The sequence below is a fragment of the Roseobacter sp. N2S genome (assembly GCF_031454055.1).
Lineage (GTDB): Bacteria > Pseudomonadota > Alphaproteobacteria > Rhodobacterales > Rhodobacteraceae > Amylibacter.
On sequence record NZ_JAVDQB010000002.1, the window covers coordinates 302,768 to 321,681 of the forward strand.

Consider the following 18,914-nt stretch of genomic DNA (forward strand, 5'->3'; position numbering starts at 1 on the left):
CCCTGCTTTTGGTGGTGATGCTGATGAAACAAGGCCCCCTGCGCGGGATGCATTGGTTTTTCATCATGTCCCCCTTTGGCGCTGCAGCCGCCTTTAACATGCCAGCGGTGGGCGGGGCGACCATCGGGATCATTGATCTGGGTGCTTTGGTGCTGTTCGCTTTGGTATTTTCCGGCCCCAATGGACCGGGGCGGATTGCAGGTTCTATGCGGCCCGGGCAGCCCGGATTTTACCTGCTGCTGCTGACGTTTTACTGCATCGTCGCCACCATGGTTTTCCCCCGCCTTTTTGCAGGCCAGACCGAGGTTTTCGGCATTTCGCGCGACGACAACAAGACCGAAATCATATCGGTGTTCTTACGCCCGACCACAGGCAATATCACGCAATTGTTCCGCCTGATGCTGGATGTTCTGGCCTTTTTCGCAGCCGCCACATTGTTCCGCGCCAAACCCGATTTCAAAGTGGTACTTTCTTCCATGATCGCCGCCACAATTGTGAATATTGTACTGGGTTGGGCCGATGTTCTAACCTTTGCCGTTGGGCTGCCTGAAATCCTCGATCCGATCCGCACGGCCAATTATTCCATGCTGATTGATCACCGTATGGGCGGACTTAAACGAATGATCGGCGGCTTCCCCGAGGCATCTTCGTTTGGGTTCTATACGCTGGGGCTGTTCGGGTTCTGGCTGCGCTATTGGATTTCTGGCCCGCCGTCCCGCGCAGCGCTTTGGTGCCTGATCGGAACGGCAATTGTGATGATACGCTCGACCTCTTCGTCCACCTATGTGGCGGTTGTCGCGTTGCTGTTGGTGATGGGGATTTTCGCCTTTATTGACAGCCTGCAAGGCCGCGTGCGCAAACAGGCGATGATTGTGACGTTGATCGTCTTGCTTGCGGTCTGGCTGTTCATGATGTTCGGCTTTGCCGCCTATCAGTTCGTCCAGCCCGTCACCGATTTTCTGGATACCGTGCTTTTTGACAAAGCGGACAGCCAGTCCGGCGTTGAGCGGATGAGCTGGAATGTGCAGGCCTATCAGAATTTCCTCGACACTTGGATGATGGGCGCGGGACTTGGCAGTATTCGCGCATCGAACTGGTTTTTGGCCTGTCTGGGCAGCATCGGGCTAATCGGAACCGCACTTTACCTGCTGTTCTTGTGGACCCTGTCCCGCCTGAAACTGCGAAACGGCGACCTGCAAAACACCGCAATTCTGGACAGCCTGAAATGTGCTTGCCTTGCCTTGCTGATTTCGGCCACTCTGACCACGCCGACACCAGATTTAGGCATCTTCTTTTTCGTACTCGCTGGAATGATTGCGGGTCTGGCCCGTGGCACGGCAAAAGAATCACCTGTGACAAATCCATCAATCCCCCCGCGCACTGTTGCGGGAAACGGAACAATTCAACGCCAGAAATTCCTTTGACATAACTGGCGAAACAATAGCCGAGAAAAAATAGCAACCATTTGACTTTAAAAAGAGAAACCTTCAAATCAAATGAGTTGTGTATCTGTGTAGTGTTTTGATTAGTGAGTAGGAGATTGTCATGTACAATCGCAAGCCTCCATTTGAAGACGGTTTTTTTCCGATGAAACGGATCGGGTCTGACGATCGCGATATGGTTGATCTGAAGCATCTGGCGCGGATGATTTGGCGTCGGCGCAATATTATCATCTTGTCGACGGTTCTTTGCGGGCTGCTGGCGTTTATTCTCGTTTCACAGATCACTCCGACCTATACAGCGCAATCCAGCGTCATGCTTGATCCACGCAAAAGTCAGGTAACAATCGGGCCCGAAGTGGTGTCTGATCTGGATATCAGCGATCAGGTGGTTGTCAGCGAAACCTCGGTGATCCAATCCAATATTCTGATTGAATCCGTGATCAACCAGATTGGTTTCGCCCGTCTGGAAAACCTTGATCCAGCGAATGCGCCGCCTTCGATCAAAAGCCGGATCAAATCATTTTTACGTACACTGGGCTTGGGCAAAACCCCCAAACCAGTGACAGCAGAACAGGCAGAGCGCAACAAAATCGAACGTCTGGTCTATGTCATTCGCAAAAACCTAAAGGTGCGGCGTGAAGGCAAATCCTTTGTCATCAGCATCATTGCCACGACAGAAAACCCCGAATTGTCGATGATTTTGGCCCGCACCATTGCGGAAAAATACATCGAACAACAGTTGGAAACCCGCCAGAACGTGGCAAAACAAGCCACCGCTTGGATCGAAGACCGACTGAAAATCCTGCGCAAAGAGCTGGAAGAGGCACAGGCCGCTGGCGTGCGCACCCGCATGGCCAATCTGGCTGCCGATGGCACCAGCCTGCAATCTATTTCCCAACAGTTGTTTGAACTGACCACGAAACTGTCCGACGCCCAAGCAGAACGCACCATTGCCGAGGCTGGTTTGAAACAACTGCAACTGATTGTGCAGGAAAAAGGCATCACCAAAGCGGGCACTTTGCTAACCTCACCGCAGCTAGAAGTGTTAAACGGCGAGCGGGTCAAACTGACCATCGAAGACGGGGTTTGGGCGCGCAATTATGATGAAACCCACCCTTCGCGTAAACGGCTGCGCAGCCAGATTGACGTGATCGAGGCCGAGATGACCTCGGAGGTGGAAAAAATCATCGAACAGCGCAAAGGCGAGGTGCAACTGGCCCAAGCCCGCGAGGCGTCGATCCAGCAAAACATGGACCGGATGCAAGAACGGGTGATCTCTATTTCCACCAACGAACTGGATCAGGAAGAACTGCAACGCAAGACCAACTCGGCGCGATTGGCCTATGAACAACTGCTGAACCGCTTGACCGAAACCCGCAGTCAGGAGCAGCTGCAAAAAGCCGATGCGCGGATCATCGAACAGGCCACTATTCCGGGCGCGCCTTCGGCCCCGCGCCCCAAACTTATTGCGGTTCTGGGCGCGATGCTGGGCATGGCTATCGGCTTTGGCACCGTATTTTATCTGGAACTGTCTTCGGCCAGTTATCGCAGCGAAGACGACATTGAAAATGACACAGGCCTGCCGGTTCTGGCATCCTTGCAAGCGGGCGAATGGGACAACCCTGTCGATAGCTATCTGGATGTGATGTATGCGCCCAACAGCGAATATGCGGAACGGGTCCGCCAGTTGCGCACATCGCTGTTGATGCAGGTGCCCAGCAAAAAAGCCCAGACGATCCTTGTCACTTCCTCCACCCCGAATGAGGGGAAAACCACCACCACGCTGAACCTTGCGTCCATGATTGCAAAATCGGGGAAATCGGTGGTTTTGGTCGATTGCGATTTGCGCCGGTCCGGACTGGCCAAAGAATTCGGCTGGGACATGACACACGGCCTGTCTGACTATCTGGATGATGCCTGTGACCTGCAAGATGCGATCTATTCCGACACCCATATGCCCTTTGATATTCTAACCTCCAATGGTTCGCACGCGCAAACGGTTGACGCACTGAGCAAAGACAAACTGGCGGAAATGATGCGTATGTTGGAACAGGTATATGACGTGGTGATCATCGATTCCCCGCCTATTCTGGCCGTTTCTGACGCACTGATGTTGGCCCAGGCCGTGGACAGTGTGGTCTTTGTGGTGCGCTGGCATGAAACCCCGAAACAAGCGGTGAAAAAGGCGCTGTCTATGCTAAGCGACGCCAGATCCCGCCCTGCGGGCATTGTGTTCAATATGGTGGACCCAAAAGAGTACAGCACAGAATTTGTCGGGGGCTACAGCTATGAAGAGTAACGGTTTTTATGTGGTGCGCGAACAGCCTGACATGCGCCGCGGCCCCTCCATTCGCCAAACCCCTGTAGGCAGCCAACCGCGTGTTGCGATCATCCACTACTGGTTGGTAGGTATGCGCGGCGGTGAAAAAGTGCTGGAATCCCTGTGCCGCATGTATCCGCAGGCGGATATTTACACCCATGTTTACACGCCAGACACCATCAGCGATCTGATCAACGGGCATAGCGTCAAAACCACATCAGTGTCGCGCCTTCCGATGGCGACGAAAATGTACCAGAAGTACCTGCCCTTTATGCCCCGCGCGTTGGAGGAAATTGATCTCACGGGCTATGATCTCGTGATCTCAAGCGAGGCAGGCCCAGCCAAAGGCATCATCGCCCCCCCCGAAGCGCCACACCTGTGCTACTGCCACTCGCCCATGCGCTATCTTTGGGATCAGTACCACACCTATCGCAACGGCGCGGGCCTGATCACCCGCACCCTGATGCCCCATCTGGCCCATGGATTGCGGTCATGGGACGTGACCAGTGCGGCCCGCGTGGACGGATTTGCCGCCAATTCCAATCATGTGGCAGCCCGCATCCAAAAATACTGGCGTCGTGATGCCGATGTGGTGCATCCCCCCGTCGCAGTCGCAGATTTCGCGCCGGTTCCTGATACCGAACTTGGTGATTTTTACCTGTGGGCAGGCGAACTGGCCTCGTACAAGCGCCCCGACATCGCGATAGAGGCGTTCCGCCAGTTGAAAAAACCGCTGCTCGTTATCGGCGGCCCTGACAAAACATGGAAGAAACTGGCCCGCACAGCACCAGACAACGTCACCTTCCTTGGCAAAGTGCCGTTCCAAACACTCAAAGACCATATGGCACGCTGCAAAGCCCTTATTTTCCCGGGCGAAGAAGATTTCGGTATTGTTCCCGTTGAGGTTATGGCATCGGGCCGCCCCGTCATCGCCTATGGCCGCGGCGGCGCATTGGACACTGTGCTGGACCGCCAAACCGGTCTGCTGTTCCAAGACAACTCAGCCGAAGGTCTGGCCCAAGCTGTGCGCGATTTTGAAGCCGAAAAGCTGGATCAGCTAGACCCGTTAAATCTGGTCGCCCACGCCAGTCGCTTTGATGAGTCCGCCTTTCAAACAGGCATCACAAAAAGCCTCGCAAACCTCGGCTTCGTCGCCTAATCAAGCCAGCCCCAAGCGGTCTTTGTTGTCCAAATACCTAGATCAGCACCCTCGCCAAACGCTAAGTCTGGCGAGGGTGAGCCTACTTCCCTAAATTGTCAGCGGGCATCACAAACATCTCTACCCGACTGTCAAACCGGCCCCCCGAATGCAGCGTAATATTCGCGACACGGGGCGTGCTTTCCAAATTCGGATCACCGCCTGTGTTCATATTGCGCGCCAAACGGGGGAAACTGCTGCCCGCAATATGCAGCCGCAACTTATGCCCCGCAGCCAACTGATAGGCGATGTGGCGCAATGAGACCTGGACCTGATAAATTTGATCGGGCTGCATCAATTCCGGCACGCCAAATCCGTTCCGATAACGCAACCGCAAAGCGCCCTCTTGTATCAAAACAGAGCGGCCATCCGGAGAAACATCGCTTAAACGCACCACCAGATCAGTATCAGGCACATCGGTTGACACGGCCAAATGGGCCATCAAAGGCCCTGCAATTTCAAGAGGTTGCTCAAAAAGATCAGAAGTAAAAAGCAACAAATCCTTGCGGTCTTCGATGGGGGATTGATCAAGCGGGCCGGCACGGCTTTCAGGATCACCCGTGCAACAGATCGCACCACCAACCGTTGGCACGGGATCGGCGGGGTCAGATCGAAAACTACGGGTCTGCGCATTGGTCGGCGGCGCATCACCCAACGTTTCCCCGCCCAGATAAAACACCCGTTTCTGCGCTGTCTCGGGTGGCCAGCTTTGGCTCTTCAACCAGCGGTCCTGGTTCAGCATGTAGGTCTGAAATCGCGGAAAGGAAAACAGGCCCTTGCCTTTAAGCTGATGATCCATGAAGCCCAAGTATATATCGTCAAACGGGATTGCGGCATCCTTGGCGACCGGCACATCCCCCACAGCGCCGTTGCGAAACGGCCCCGCCATATCACAGTGGGTTGCTGGGGCGACCAGCAGGTGGGTTTTCGGATTCGCCGCACCAATCATCTGGTTCAACTGAAAACTGAAACCGATGCCATAGTCATACCACGTGTCCACCATCAAAGACGGCACGTCAAAACGATCCGCGTCCGAAATATATCCCCAACTGTCATGAACAGCAGGGTCATCAAAGCCGGATAACAACTCTTCAAAATCTGTGTCGTCCTCGCGGTAACGGGACACGGCATTGATCACAGGCAGGGTCTTTAAAGCCTGCCCATACTCTACATCAGGAGCATGCATGGCATCGCCCGTTTTACCGCCTTGCCCCAGAAACCAGCCAAAGCCAGAGGCTAACGTCATGATACCGCCTTCATAAAACCCAAAGAAGCCGTAAGCACCTTTTGCCGTGCCAATTGCCCCGCCAGCCCCCATCGGGATCATGGCGCGGTGGGCGGGGTGACGTTCAGCCGCCAATAGAATTTGCGCTTCGCCCAAAGCGGAACAACCGATGGTACCCACGCGGTCTTGCGCCCAAGGTTGTTTGACAATCCAGTCAAGCGTAGCAACACCGTCCTTACCCTCATTCGGGTAAGGCGAAAACACCCCTTCCGAGCCATAACGCCCACGCATATCCTGCACCACAACGGCGTAGTCATGGGCGCTGAACAGGCGTACCCAGTGCAATGCCTCCCCATACAGGCGTTTTCCATAGGGCAAGCGCACAAGAATTACTGGCTTACGCGCAGCACCACCTGTTGGAATGTAAACATCTGTGGCCAGATGCACCCCATCCGGCATTTCCACCTTATATTCCGCCAGATCACTTTCCACCGGTAGGCCGGCCACAAAGGCCCTGAATTCGATCACATGCTTAATGGGACGCAATAACGCACGCCCGGGTTCCGTCAGGACAAGCCCGCCCGCGACCAGCCCCAGACACAGCATGACAGGAAAGAATAAACGTTTCATGAACACTTGCGCCCCCTCGACGCGGAAAAATATCCGTGACACAGTTCGCGAAAGTATCCGAGCATTGGGAAAACTGTCATTTGACCCTGAACATTGATCTTTGGACGTGGAATTTGGATCATCCGCTGAACGCGGTAAATTGTGTTATGACTTCCGACGAACAAACCCGCGCGGCCAGATTTGTTCAGCAAATTCATCAAGATAGGTTTGCAAACGGCCGTAACAGATTGCGTCATATTCTGGCAGGATATCTGGACAAACCGCCACAAGATTTGCAGTTCAGCTATGGTGCAAATGGCAAGCCCGAACTGGCGGGATTGTTGCGGTTCAACCTCAGCCACTCTGAAAACCACGCAGCCCTTGCGGTGGTCAACAGCTTGGATAATGACGCGGAAATCGGCCTTGATATTCAACAGTACCGCCCCGTTGAAGCCGATGTCGCCAAACGGTTTTTCTCGACAACAGAGCAAGCAGAGCTGGCACAATTGCCCTCCGCGCAGTGGAACGACGGATTTTACCGCTGCTGGACCCGAAAAGAGGCGATTGTAAAGGCGCTCGGTACGGGATTGACGCTGGAGTTGGACAGTTTTGATGTCACCTTGACGCCGCACGCCCCCGTACGTTTGACCCGTTTTGCCACGGATCCCACTATCACAAATGCCCTGTCTTTGCATCATTTCGATCTTGCACCGGATCTGGTGGGCGCCATCGCTGTTTTCAGCCATGGCCGCCCTGTTAAAATCACCCATCGTCGATTACCGGTCGAGAAATGACTCAATCTCGCGGGCCAAAGCATCGGTGCCGGTGATCTGGCCTTTGACCGTTGAAACATCCTCAATACTGACGGTTCTCAACGACTTACCCGCGATACGTTCCCAGCCTATTGACGGTAAAAATCCTTTGCCTGTCGGGGTGATTTTTGTGACCACATGCAGGATCGGAAAGTCCAGAGGTTGAGGGCGATAGACGTTCCGCGCCTCTGAAATATAGGCGACAAACCCTTCTTGTTCCGCAGTCATATCCGTTGAACGGACGCGGTCCACCAGCCCCATTTTAACGGCCAGCGTCAGCAGCCCGGATTTGCGAATAACACGGTAGCTGCCCAGCATAGCGGCCAGCGACAGACGCCCGTTGCGCACCTGACGGATGCGATTGAACAGCGCATAATTACGTTCGCGGCGGCGTTGTTTCTTGTCATTGCTGATCCTTTCCGCATAACCCGGCTCCCAGCAATCCTTGATCACAACGCCTTGAATTTCATGGCCTTTTTCTTGCAAATATCGGGCGACTTCCAACGCGATATTCCCGTGGACACAGGCCCCAAAGAACAGATACGGGCCTTGGGGTTGGGTCTGTTCAATCACTTTGGCGTATTCAATCGCGATTTCTTGAAAGCTGCGTTTGGATTGATCAATGCCGCGTTTTCCATCGAACAAGCGCACACAAACCGAAGGGCGCGCCTGTTTGAAATGATCCGAGGCAGAGAGGATCAGGCTGATGTCATTCACCGCAACAATCGGCTGCCCCGTGCCATCGGTGCGGATCGGCTCCACCCGCCAATCGGTTTCAACCGTTGTTGTGACAGGCGCAATTTGGGGGGTCAGATGGGCCACCAGATCGGCAATCGTCGGGGTTTCATAAACTGCTGACACCCCAAGGTTCACGTTCCACGCCTTGCGGATGCGCGCAACCATGCGCACGGCCAGCAGGGAATGCCCGCCCAACTCGAAAAAGCTTTTGTCGGTGGGGATTGTGTCGCGCTCCAGCAACTCTTGCCAAAGGGTGATCAGACCCTGCTCAAGGTCAGCGGGCTGAGGAGCAGAATCGGCCGTTTTATCTGTCAGAGCTTGTACCGGATTTGGCAAATCTTCCAGTTTAACAGCCCCCGTCCCGTCCAGTGGAAATTCAGCCAGAACGCTGATCCCAGCCAGACCATGCTCGCCGTTTGCGTTAACCGTATAGTGCTGCATTAGAATGGCAGGCAATGTTTCCAACGCCATCAAAGGCGACGGGTTTGCCGTGACAAAGCCCCAGTGCCCGCGTTCCTGCGTAACGGTTACGGCATGGGCCACAAAGGGATGGCTTTGCAAAATATCTGCGATGGCGTCGTCGGGTTGGGCGGGCACAGCTACATCAGCACTTTTTGGCATCACCAATGCCAAGTCACCAAGGGTAAAGTCAGGATTATCAAAAGCATAAGCAAAGCTTTGCTTGATCAAATCCAGCAGCGCCGTGATGGTTTCAGCTTTATACAGATGGGGAGAATACTCAATATTCAGCCGCCAGCCTGTGGGCCGCCCGATGATGACAATGTCCAAATCCCGCGCTGCCCCTGGTGTATGGGTCGGCTTGGACACCATGCCAAACGCGCCATAGGTCTGATCCTCCATGAACACATGTTGCAGGTTGAAGTTCATCGAAATCAACGGCGCACGGGACGCATCGCGCACCGGATTAACCAGTTCCACCAGTTTGCTGAACGGCAGGTTCTGATGGACCATCGCCCCTTCGACAACCTGTTTCGCCTGTCCTACATGATCTGCAAAGCTCTGGTCTTTGCGGGTGTGCAACCGCAGCACTTGTGTGTTGATGAAGGGGCCGATCAGGGGTTCCAGTTCAACCTCATGGCGGCCCACAATCGGCGTGCCAAACAACACCTCATCCGCGCCGGTCACACGATGCAGCGCCGCCGAGGCAATCGCCGCCCCGACAACAAACGGCGAGGTGCTGTTGCGCTTGGCCAGTCTGTCGATTTGATCTGCAAAATCGCCTTGTAGCGCAAGGTTCAGATATTTGATTTCCGTATTGCGTGCTTTGGGCCGGGGAAAATCCGTTGGTACCTCAAAATAGGGCGCATCCTTCATCTGCGCGCGCCAGTAATCGGCGTCCTCTTTCAGCACCCCAGAATCGAGGTACTCTTGCTGCCACAGGCTGAAATCTCCGTATTGCAGCGGCAGTTCGGCCAGATTGGGCGTCTGCCCAGCGTCATAAGCCGCGGCGGCCAAACCAATTTCCCGCCCCATAACACCGATGGAAAACCCGTCATAAACGCTGTGATGGGCCACAGTCAGCAAACGGGCACGGTCATTCGCCAGATGCACCAAAGTTGCGCGGATCAAACCCGTATTGGAAAGATCAAACGGGTGACGGGCGACCTCGGCAGCGATTTCAGCCAGTCGATCTTCTTGGGTTTGTCCGTGCAGGTGGCGAATGTCTTCTTCATCCAGATCGAAATCCGCAAATTCCAGCACTTGCTGCACAGGCAGCCCGTCCTTTTCCACAAAGCGGGTGCGCAAGATTTCGTGGCGCGCAATCACCAGACGATAAGCCCGTTCAATGCTGCGAGGCGTAAATTTGCCCTGAACTTCCCAACTGATCGCCACGTTCAATGCGGGATTGCCCGGATGCAACTGGTCTAGGAACCAGAATTGCTGTTGTGTCGTAGACAAGGGAAATTCGGCGACCACATGATCGGGCTCAAACTTGGAATTAACCACATTCATGTCGTGATCCCTATGCTGCGACGCGCGCCGTTGCGGAAATCCTTTAGCGAAGGCGCGGCGGGCTTGCTCGGCTCGGTTGCGCGGCTGTCGGCAAATGTGGCCAAAGCTTTAATCGTGGGATGATCCAGCAGATGCTTCGCCTCTAGGTTCAGGCCCGCTTCGGTCATGCGCGCAGCGATGCGAAACACCGTCAGGGAATCGGCCCCCAGATCAAACAACGTATCGGTGGTGGACAGGGTTTCAGTGCCCAGCACCGCACCCCAAATTTCCATAAGCTGTTGTTCTGTGGCACTATTCGCCGATGTCGGGCTTTGTGTGACGACTGGTGCGGCTTGGGCCGTGCTGTCTGGATCAGGCAAGGATTTGCGATCCAGCTTGCCGTTCGCAGTTTGTGGCAAAGCGGGCAAGGTCACATAGGCCTGCGGCACCATATAGTTCGGCAGTACCGCCGATAATGCTGAACGCAAGGCCTTGCTGTCCACAACAGCGTCACTTTCAGCCACCAAATAGGCAACCAACTGACGATCCCCGTTTGCGCGGGTTTTCACATCAACTGCAGCCTTGTGAACACCATCCATGGTCCGCAAGCGGCTTTCGATTTCTCCAAGTTCAATACGGAAGCCGCGCAGTTTGACTTGTGTATCGATGCGGCCCAAAACCTCAACCGTGCTATCATCGCGCAGCTTGGCCAGATCGCCCGTGCGGTACAACATCTGCGGCTGCCCGCCTAGATCAACGGGGCGAAACGCCTTTTCTGTCAGATCAGTGCGGTTGAAATAGCCTTTGGCCAGCCCGTCCCCGCCGATGTTCAATTCCCCCACAACACCGATGGGTGCCACGCGGTTCTGTGCGTCCAGAATGACCAGCGAGGTGTTGGCGATCGGGTGGCCGATGGTAATTGGCTTGCCCTGTTCGATCTGTTGCACTGCCGACCAGATGGTGGTTTCCGTGGGGCCGTACATGTTCCACAACGCCGCCCCATGCGCCATCAAACGCTGGGCAAGGTCATTTGGCAAAGGTTCACCCCCTGCCAGAATTTTTAGCCCTGCTTTTGGGGTGAAACCGGCATCCAGCAGCATATCCCAAAGGGTCGGCGTGGCCTGCATCACAGTAATGTCGCCCGCCTCCAACCGATCCACCAGCGCGTAGCCGTCCAGCACTTGGATGGTGCCCGCAATCACTGTTTTTGCACCAACGGTCAGGGGCAGGAACAGTTCAAGCACCGCAATATCAAACATCACAGTCGTGACTGAAAGCAGCGTGTCATGTTCCGAAAGCCCTGGTTTCTGCGCCATAGAAGTCAGGAAATTCACCACCGCACGATGGGGGATTTCCACGCCTTTGGGCGTTCCCGTGGTGCCGGACGTGAAGATCACATAGGCAGTCGACTCGGGGTCTTGGGGCACCGCTTCGGGCTCTCCCCCAACAGGGGCCAGCACTGGGTCAATCACTTGCAGACCCAAATCCGCGGCAAATCCTACCGAGTCTGGCGCATCCGTCACAATCCCTGCCACTTGCGCGGTTTCAAGGATCAGGCGCAGACGCGCGGCTGGCTGTGTGGGATCAAGCGGCAGATAGGCATGCCCCGCTTTCAGGATCGCCAGCAACGTCACCACCATCTGAACCGAGCGGTCCATCGCAACGGCAACACGCCCGTTCGTCCCCTGAATTTGCTGCTGGATAAAGGCCGCCAGCGCATCACTTTGCTGTTCCAGCGCCTGATAAGTCAGCGTGGTTTTCCCATCATCCAGCGCAATGGCCTGCGGATGGGCAGCAACGCTTTTGGTGATCAGCTTCTGGATCATCGCACTGCGATCAAAATCGGCATAGCCTTCGGCTTTTACCGTGGTCAGGACTTGATCGCCCACCAGTTGCACATCCTCAATCGCCTGTGTGCTGTCTTGTGCAATGGCACGCAGGACCTGTTCAAAATGCCCGACCCAACGTTTGATCGTCGCATCCGAATACACATCACTGTTATAATCCACGTCGATGCGCAAACCTTGTTTGGACTCTATCACGTTGAAGAACATATCAAAATTCGAGGCGGCTTTGGCATTGGGTGCCACGCACATTTGCACGTCGCCCATATCCAGATCCTCTGGTACGGTTTCCAGATTGAACTGGATTTCAGTCAATGGCAGTCGGTTCAGGCTGCGGGGCAGTTCCAAATCCTGAACCATCGTCCCAAAGGTGTATTCCTGATGGTCAAAGGCATCCATCACCGCACGACTGACGGTTTTTAGATGGGTGCTTACAGGGGCTGTCGGATCGAATGCAGCGCGGATCGGCAGAAAATTGACGCAATGGCCGATCAGGTTTTGCGCATCCAACATCGCCTGCCCGCTGGTGGGCACGCCAATCACCACATCAGACGCATCGCTGAGCCGTCCAAGCGTGATCTGCAGCCCTGCAAACAGCGTGGCAAACAAGGTGCAGCCCTGTTTTGCACCAGCTTTGCGGGTAGATTTCATCACTTCGGCATCTACAAACGACGTCACAGTTGCCCCGTTAAAAGTCTTGCGCAGCGGGCGGAGTTGATCCAATGGCAGCTCTAGCAGCTCTGGCACGTCAGCGAATTGCTGTTGCCAAAAAGCACGGGTTTCCGGCGCAACCCGCGCGTCCTTACTGTTGATCGCATGCGCGGCAAAAGACACGGGCGCGTCTAAATCTGCCGCCTGCCCTGTAGTTTGTGCCCGATACAGCGCGGCCAATTCTTCAAAGACAATGTTATACGACCAACCGTCACAGATGATGTGGTGGGCGTTCAGGATCAACACATGGCTTTGCGCCCCTGTTTGCACCAGATGGGCGCGAAATGCAGGGTTGTCGGTCAGATCGAACGGGCGGCGGGCCTCTGCATCAGCCAGTTCGGTAACCAGCGCCGCGCCTGCGTTCGGCTCCGCCGCAATGGTGTTAAGGTCAAGATGATATGGCGCCACTACGTCAAAGCTTTCGCCTGATTTGTGGAAAACAGACCGCAGGGCATCATGGCGGGCGATCACCTGATCCAGCGCGGCTGACAGCGCATCCACATCAAGCGGTCCATCCAGTTGTAAAACCGCCCCTTCGTTAAAACTGCAAGACGCCATGTCCCCCAACTGGTTAGCCATCCAGATTTCCCGTTGGCTTTCGGTCAGGGGGATGTTTTTCATTGGCACGGCCTGCGCCAGCGATGCGTCTTTCATCACGGGTGGCGCGCTGATCTCTCCCGTGCCGATCAGGATACCCTGCTCTTGCAGCGTTATTACCGCCTGTTCAAAACACTCGGCCACGGCAGTTACTTCGGCATCGCCGTGCTGCGTGGTCAGGAACCCGCAGAACCCGTCCATCAGGTGAACCCCGTTGAAGCGCATTAGCGCATAAAGCAGCGTGGCGCGGGGATCAAAAGAGGTCACATTTGGCACGATCCAACTGGAATGCCCCGTCACCAGTTCGGGCAAGCCACGGCTGACCAAAAAGGCGTTCATCCGTTTGCGTAGCCCTTGCGCCCGTGCAGCCGTGTCTTTCCACAGCAGATCGCCGTGGTTTTCCATATGTTCCAGCGTGGCATCAATAGCGGCCAACACCAACGGGTGGCGCACAAACGTGCCTGCCACATAGGTAGGCGCGACTTCGGGTTTGCTATCATCGCCATAGCCCCAAAAACCACCGTCCAACGCATCCAGATAGCGTTTGTCGCCTGCCAGAACACCGATGGGCATCCCGCCCCCAACGACCTTGCCATAGGTGGCCATATCGCCCTGAATGCCCCATTCCCCCTGCACGCCTTTGGCATGCGTGCGAAAGCCGGTAACGACCTCATCAAACACCAGTGCCGCGTCGATCTCGGTGGTGAGTTTGCGCAAGTTCCGTACAAATTCAACCGGTTGAACTTCGGGGTGGCGGCTTTGGATCGGTTCAATGATCACCGCGGCCACATCTTTGGCATTCTCCTTGATCCAGTCAAGCGAGGTTTCAGCCCCGTATTCCAGCACGATCATATTTGTCAGGCTAGAACGTGGAATACCCGATGCCACGGGCAGCGCCGCAGGATCGCCACCACGGGATTTACCCTTGATCAGAACCTCGTCAAACTGGCCGTGGTAATCGTTGCCAAACACCACAACCTTGTCGCGTCCTGTGACCGAACGGGCCAAGCGCATGGCAGACATGACGGCCTCGGACCCGGTGTTGCAAAAGGTCACCCGTTCATGGTCAACCATTTTGGCGAAACGTTCGGCCACGGCCCCTGCAATTTCGGATTGCGGGCCGATGGGATAGCCCCGTTCCATCTGTGCTTGCACCGCTTTGGTGACAAAATCAGGCGAGTGGCCAAAAGCGGTTTGGCCAAAGCCGTTCACCAGATCAATGAATGTATTACCGTCAATGTCCCATAAATGCGCCCCTTTGGCGCGGTCTGCGACCACGGGGAAGGCCATTTCCTTCCAGCTTGGGTGAAAACCGGACACGGTGCGCGGGTCCGCATGAACCCCGCGATATTTCTGCGCCAGCGCCTTGGATTTCGGGAATTTCGCACTGTAACGCGCTGCTAAGTCCTGTGCAAAGGCCAGTTGGCCCGCGTTTAATTCTGCCCCTGCCAGATTTGGGCCACGACCCACTTTGAACCCTGCCGGCTTTTCAGATGCGAGTACTGGTTTTGCTTCGGCTTTAGGCTTCGCGGGTGCATCAGAGGCTGGTGTTTGAACAGCGGCCACGGGCGCAACCGCACCTTGCGGCGCGGCACCAAGGGCCTGTAATTGCTGGCTGAACACGGCTTGCATGGTTTGCATCTGCGCCTGCATCACACTGGCCGCATCACTGGTCATTGATCTGGCGACGGGCAAGCCAACAGCGGTCTGCATTGGGGCGACAGTGGCCACGCCAGAAACAGCAGGCGCAGGCGTTTCAGCAAGCGCTTCAACAGGCGCTTCTACTGGCGCGGGGGGCGCATCCGCTGGCAGGGTTTCATCCAGCTTGCGGGCCAGATCGGCAATAGTCGGATATTCGGTCAACAAGCTGCGGAAGGTTAATGTAACATCATATTCCCGCAACAAGGCCTGTGACACCTGCCCCAAAAACAAGGAATCAAACCCCAGTTCCAGATAGGTGACATCCACATCAGCGGGGTTCAGATCCTCGCCCGACAGATCAGATAAAAGGGCAATCAATTCAGCGCAATAACGCTCGGTTCGCGCGATAGGGGCAATATTTGCAGTCATTGTCATCACCGGTTCACTCTTTACATTTACAAAATCCGCCGCCGTGTTCAGGGCCACGCTTGATTTGGTTAAGTCTTGATCTTGGCAATTTTTAGGCTCGATCCAGTGGCGTTTGCGCTGAAAGGCGTAGCCTGGCAGGGAGACATGACGCGCCCCTCGTGGACCGAATGCAGGCCAGTCCACCGGAACGCCAGCACGCCAAAGGTTCGAAAATGCGGTAGCCATGGTAATCTCGTCTTCAGATGTTTGGGTGTGATCTGACAGAGACTGAAAAATTCCACCATGGCTACCGCGCTCTAAAGTCTGCGCAGCAAAGGCTGAAAGGGTGCGGCCAGCGCCCACTTCCAGCAATACAGCGGACTTTATTTCACAGGCGGTGCGAAGTGCCGCCTGAAAGTTCACACAAGCCCGCGCTTGGGACGCCCAATAGGCAGGGTCCGTGGCCTGTGTGTCTGAAATCCATTCCCCTGTGACGCAAGACACATAGGGGATTTGCGGTTGTTTCAGTGTAAATTGGGTAAATTCCTGTTCCAGCGCCTGCATCACAGGGTCCATCATACGGGAATGAAACGCATGGGACGTATGCAAATGGGTGCAGGCAAATCCCGCCTGAACCAGTGCAGCCTCGAGCGATTGAACAGCAGCTTCCGGCCCCGCCAAAACCTGCAGTTTCGGCGCATTCAGTGCGGCAATGTCAACGGCGTCGGTCAGGAAAGGTTTGATGTCTTCAAGCGGTGCACGCACAGACAGCATGGCGCCAGCAGGCTGGTCCTGCATCAATTGGCCCCGCTTGGCGATCATTTTCAGGCCGGTTTCAAAGTCGATAACGCCAGAAACAGCCGCAGCCGCAAATTCCCCGACCGAATGGCCGATCATCGCGTCCGGCTTGATCCCCCGCGCGCGCCACAATTGCGCATTGGCATATTGGGTCAGAAACAGCGCGGGCTGGGTCAGACGGGTATCGCGCAAAGCACGCGCGGCAACGGCATCAGACACATCGCCCAGACACATGATTTCATTGATGTCCAAGCCCAGCAACGGGCGCAGGATTTCAGCACCTTGGTCGATCCAGCGGGCGAATTCAGGTTGGCTGTGATACAGCCCCCGCGCCATGCCCGGGTATTGTGAACCCTGCCCCGGAAACATGAAAACAACTGCGGGGGGCATGTCCGGACTAGCGGTTTTCACCGCTGGCAGTTTGCGTAAGGCTTGGGCTGCATCTTCTTTCGTGGATGCCGCCACTGCCGCGCGGTAATCAAAGCTGCTGCGCCCCTCTTGCAAGGTAAAGGCAGCATCGGCCAGCGTGGGGGCATTGGGATCCTCTAGCGTTGCGGCCAGATTTTGGGCCATCTCGGCCAAAGCTTCGGGCGATTTGGCAGACAATGGCAGGATTTGCGGGGCAGCCACATCAGACTGCGCTTCAATATGCGGGGCTTCTTCCAAAACCAGATGGGCATTTGTGCCCCCGATCCCGAAGGAACTGACACCTGCACGCCGCGGGCCATTGGCGATCCAGTCTTGCAGGCCATCTGGCACAAAAAACGGACCTTCCGCAAAGTCTATATTCGGATTTGGGCTGGTATAATTGGCCACTGGAATGATCTTTTTATGGCGTAACATCAGGGCTGTTTTAATCACGCCGACAACGCCCGCAGCCGCATCCAGATGGCCGATATTGCCTTTGACAGACCCAAGCGCACAGCGGTTCGGGGATTGGGTGCCAAAGGCCGTAGACAGGCCGCGCACCTCTATCGGGTCACCAAGTGGCGTGGCGGTGCCATGGCATTCCACATAGGAAATACTGTCCGCCGTCACCCCCGCATCCGCATGGGCGCGGCGGATCGCTTCGGCTTGCCCCTCGACTGATGGCGCTGTGTAGGAAATCTTGTTTGAGCCGTCATTGTTCAATCCGACGCCGCGAATGGTGGCATAGATTTGATCCCCTGCAGCCAAAGCGTCCGACAGGCGTTTAAGAACCACAACCCCGGCCCCGTGCCCGAACACCGTACCATTGGCAGCTGCATCAAACGGGCGGCAAACCCCGTCTTCGGATGCCATGCCGCCCTCTTGGCTGACATAGCCGCGTTTTTGTGGGAAGGTGATCGAAACACCCCCCGCAAGCGCCACATCCGATTGCCCCAAACGCAACGATCCGCAGGCCTGTGCGATGGCGGTCAAGGACGTGGAACAGGCCGTGCCAAGGGATATGGCAGGCCCTTTCAGGTTCATCTTATATGCCACGCGGGTGGCCAGACTGTCAGCAAGATTGCCTGTGAAAGTCGCGTAATTGCCAATCTGGAATTGCGAAGTAAAATCCGCCAGCGCCGCGCTATCCGACAGGATATTGGCCAACATATAGGTGCTCATGGACGCGCCCGCAAAAACCCCGATGGCGTCTTTGGTCCGTTCGGGGTCAATACCCGCGTCTTCCAACGCATGAGCGCATATTTCCAGAAACACCCGCGCTTGGGGGTCCATCAAAGCGGCCTCTTTGGGCAGGATGCCAAAGTATTTGGCGTCAAACATATCCACATCGTCCAATATCGGACGTACGGCCAGATAGTTGGGCTTGGCGCGGTCTGCGGGCGAAACCGCATCTTCCATTTCGCTGGCATCAAAGCGGGAAATCAAATCTTGGCCCTGACACAGCTTATCCCAGAAATCAGCCACAGAAGTGGATTTCGGGAAGCGCCCCGACAGACCGACAATCGCAATATCCCGATCCGAAACATCCACACGATCACTGGGCTCGGCAGCTTGCGGCGTGGCTGTTTCAGCCTGCATAAGACCTGACAATTTTTGCGCCAATGCCCCCAGTTGCGGGGTTTCAAACAGTTGCGTCATGCTGATGCGCTGGCCGACAAGCTGTTCAATCATCAAACGGGCTTCAAACAACTGTAGCGAGTTCCCCCCGGCATCAAAAAACGTATCCTGATCACGCGGCGGCGCGCAGTTCAGAACCGCCTGCCAAATGGCGGCTATTTTTTCGCGAAGAAGAGAAACGTCAGAGCGTGCACGTCGGCTGGCGCCCACAGGTCTACGGTCAGGAAATACATCATGTGACATAGCGGTACTCTCAAATAGCATCAAAAAACGATGCAAACACTCAGTCACCCTTGTGACCTAATTACTCTGCGGCCGAATAAAGACCTTTACGTTAAGCAATCTATCGGCAAATCGGCTTCGTTCAAAGGAAAAAGCGAAGATTTCGTTAAAAACGCCATTTCCAATGCATAGCTAAACCATTGTATTTAAATAATAAATATTTCAAATTGTGTTTGAAATGGAAACAATCCATCTGAACACAGCCCGTTTTCCATGCTTGATAGTACAACCGGAAATACTTGACCTATGACTTGCTTCCCTTTGAAAACATTAACCGAAACGGATTGGAG

7 protein-coding genes are annotated in these 18,914 nt (G+C 55.3%); 4 read left to right on the top strand and 3 right to left on the bottom strand.

Annotation, left to right across the window (positions count from 1 at the left end):
* The first annotated feature begins 23 nt into the window (after positions 1–23).
* The 3 genes from GGE09_RS07400 (at position 24) to GGE09_RS07410 (ending at position 4,921) form a co-directional block, all read left to right on the top strand.
* Positions 24–1,424: a hypothetical protein gene (locus tag GGE09_RS07400; RefSeq protein ID WP_309745437.1), complete on the top strand. Its 1,401-nt coding sequence runs from the start codon at positions 24–26 to the stop codon at positions 1,422–1,424.
* A gap of 121 nt (positions 1,425–1,545) precedes the next feature.
* Positions 1,546–3,741, top strand: coding sequence for a polysaccharide biosynthesis tyrosine autokinase (locus GGE09_RS07405; protein ID WP_309745439.1), 2,196 nt, complete (start codon positions 1,546–1,548; stop codon positions 3,739–3,741).
* Positions 3,731–4,921, top strand: a complete 1,191-nt coding sequence (locus tag GGE09_RS07410) for a glycosyltransferase (RefSeq protein ID WP_309745441.1) — start codon at positions 3,731–3,733, stop codon at positions 4,919–4,921. Before GGE09_RS07405 ends, GGE09_RS07410 begins: the two co-directional genes overlap by 11 nt.
* Before the next feature lie 82 nt (positions 4,922–5,003).
* On the opposite strand, the gene GGE09_RS07415 is transcribed toward GGE09_RS07410, so the two are convergent.
* Positions 5,004–6,815: a CocE/NonD family hydrolase gene (locus GGE09_RS07415; protein ID WP_309745443.1), complete on the bottom strand. Its 1,812-nt coding sequence runs from the start codon at positions 6,813–6,815 to the stop codon at positions 5,004–5,006.
* 35 nt (positions 6,816–6,850) lie between these two features.
* Between GGE09_RS07415 and GGE09_RS07420 the strand changes: the two genes are divergently transcribed.
* A complete protein-coding gene (locus GGE09_RS07420; RefSeq protein ID WP_309745445.1) occupies positions 6,851–7,588 on the top strand; it encodes a 4'-phosphopantetheinyl transferase superfamily protein in 738 nt (245 codons plus the stop codon).
* Here the strand turns inward: GGE09_RS07420 and GGE09_RS07425 are convergent.
* Positions 7,571–10,318 (bottom strand): condensation domain-containing protein, encoded by a 2,748-nt coding sequence (locus tag GGE09_RS07425; RefSeq protein WP_309745449.1) that lies wholly within the window; start codon positions 10,316–10,318, stop codon positions 7,571–7,573. The genes GGE09_RS07420 and GGE09_RS07425 overlap by 18 nt on opposite strands.
* Positions 10,315–18,585, bottom strand: coding sequence for a non-ribosomal peptide synthetase/type I polyketide synthase (locus GGE09_RS07430; protein WP_309745451.1), 8,271 nt, complete (start codon positions 18,583–18,585; stop codon positions 10,315–10,317). The genes GGE09_RS07425 and GGE09_RS07430 overlap by 4 nt, the downstream gene beginning before the upstream one ends.
* Positions 18,586–18,914: the final 329 nt, after the last annotated feature.

What these genes read in the sequence shown, in the direction of transcription:
- GGE09_RS07430 (WP_309745451.1), bottom strand. Translation starts at nt 18,585, where the DNA reads ATGTCACATGATGTATTTCCTGACCGTAGACCTGTGGGCGCCAGCCGA.
- GGE09_RS07405 (WP_309745439.1), top strand. Translation starts at nt 1,546, where the DNA reads ATGTACAATCGCAAGCCTCCATTTGAAGACGGTTTTTTTCCGATGAAA.
- GGE09_RS07425 (WP_309745449.1), bottom strand. Translation starts at nt 10,318, where the DNA reads ATGAATGTGGTTAATTCCAAGTTTGAGCCCGATCATGTGGTCGCCGAA.
- GGE09_RS07415 (WP_309745443.1), bottom strand. Translation starts at nt 6,815, where the DNA reads ATGAAACGTTTATTCTTTCCTGTCATGCTGTGTCTGGGGCTGGTCGCG.
- GGE09_RS07410 (WP_309745441.1), top strand. Translation starts at nt 3,731, where the DNA reads ATGAAGAGTAACGGTTTTTATGTGGTGCGCGAACAGCCTGACATGCGC.
- GGE09_RS07400 (WP_309745437.1), top strand. Translation starts at nt 24, where the DNA reads ATGAAACAAGGCCCCCTGCGCGGGATGCATTGGTTTTTCATCATGTCC.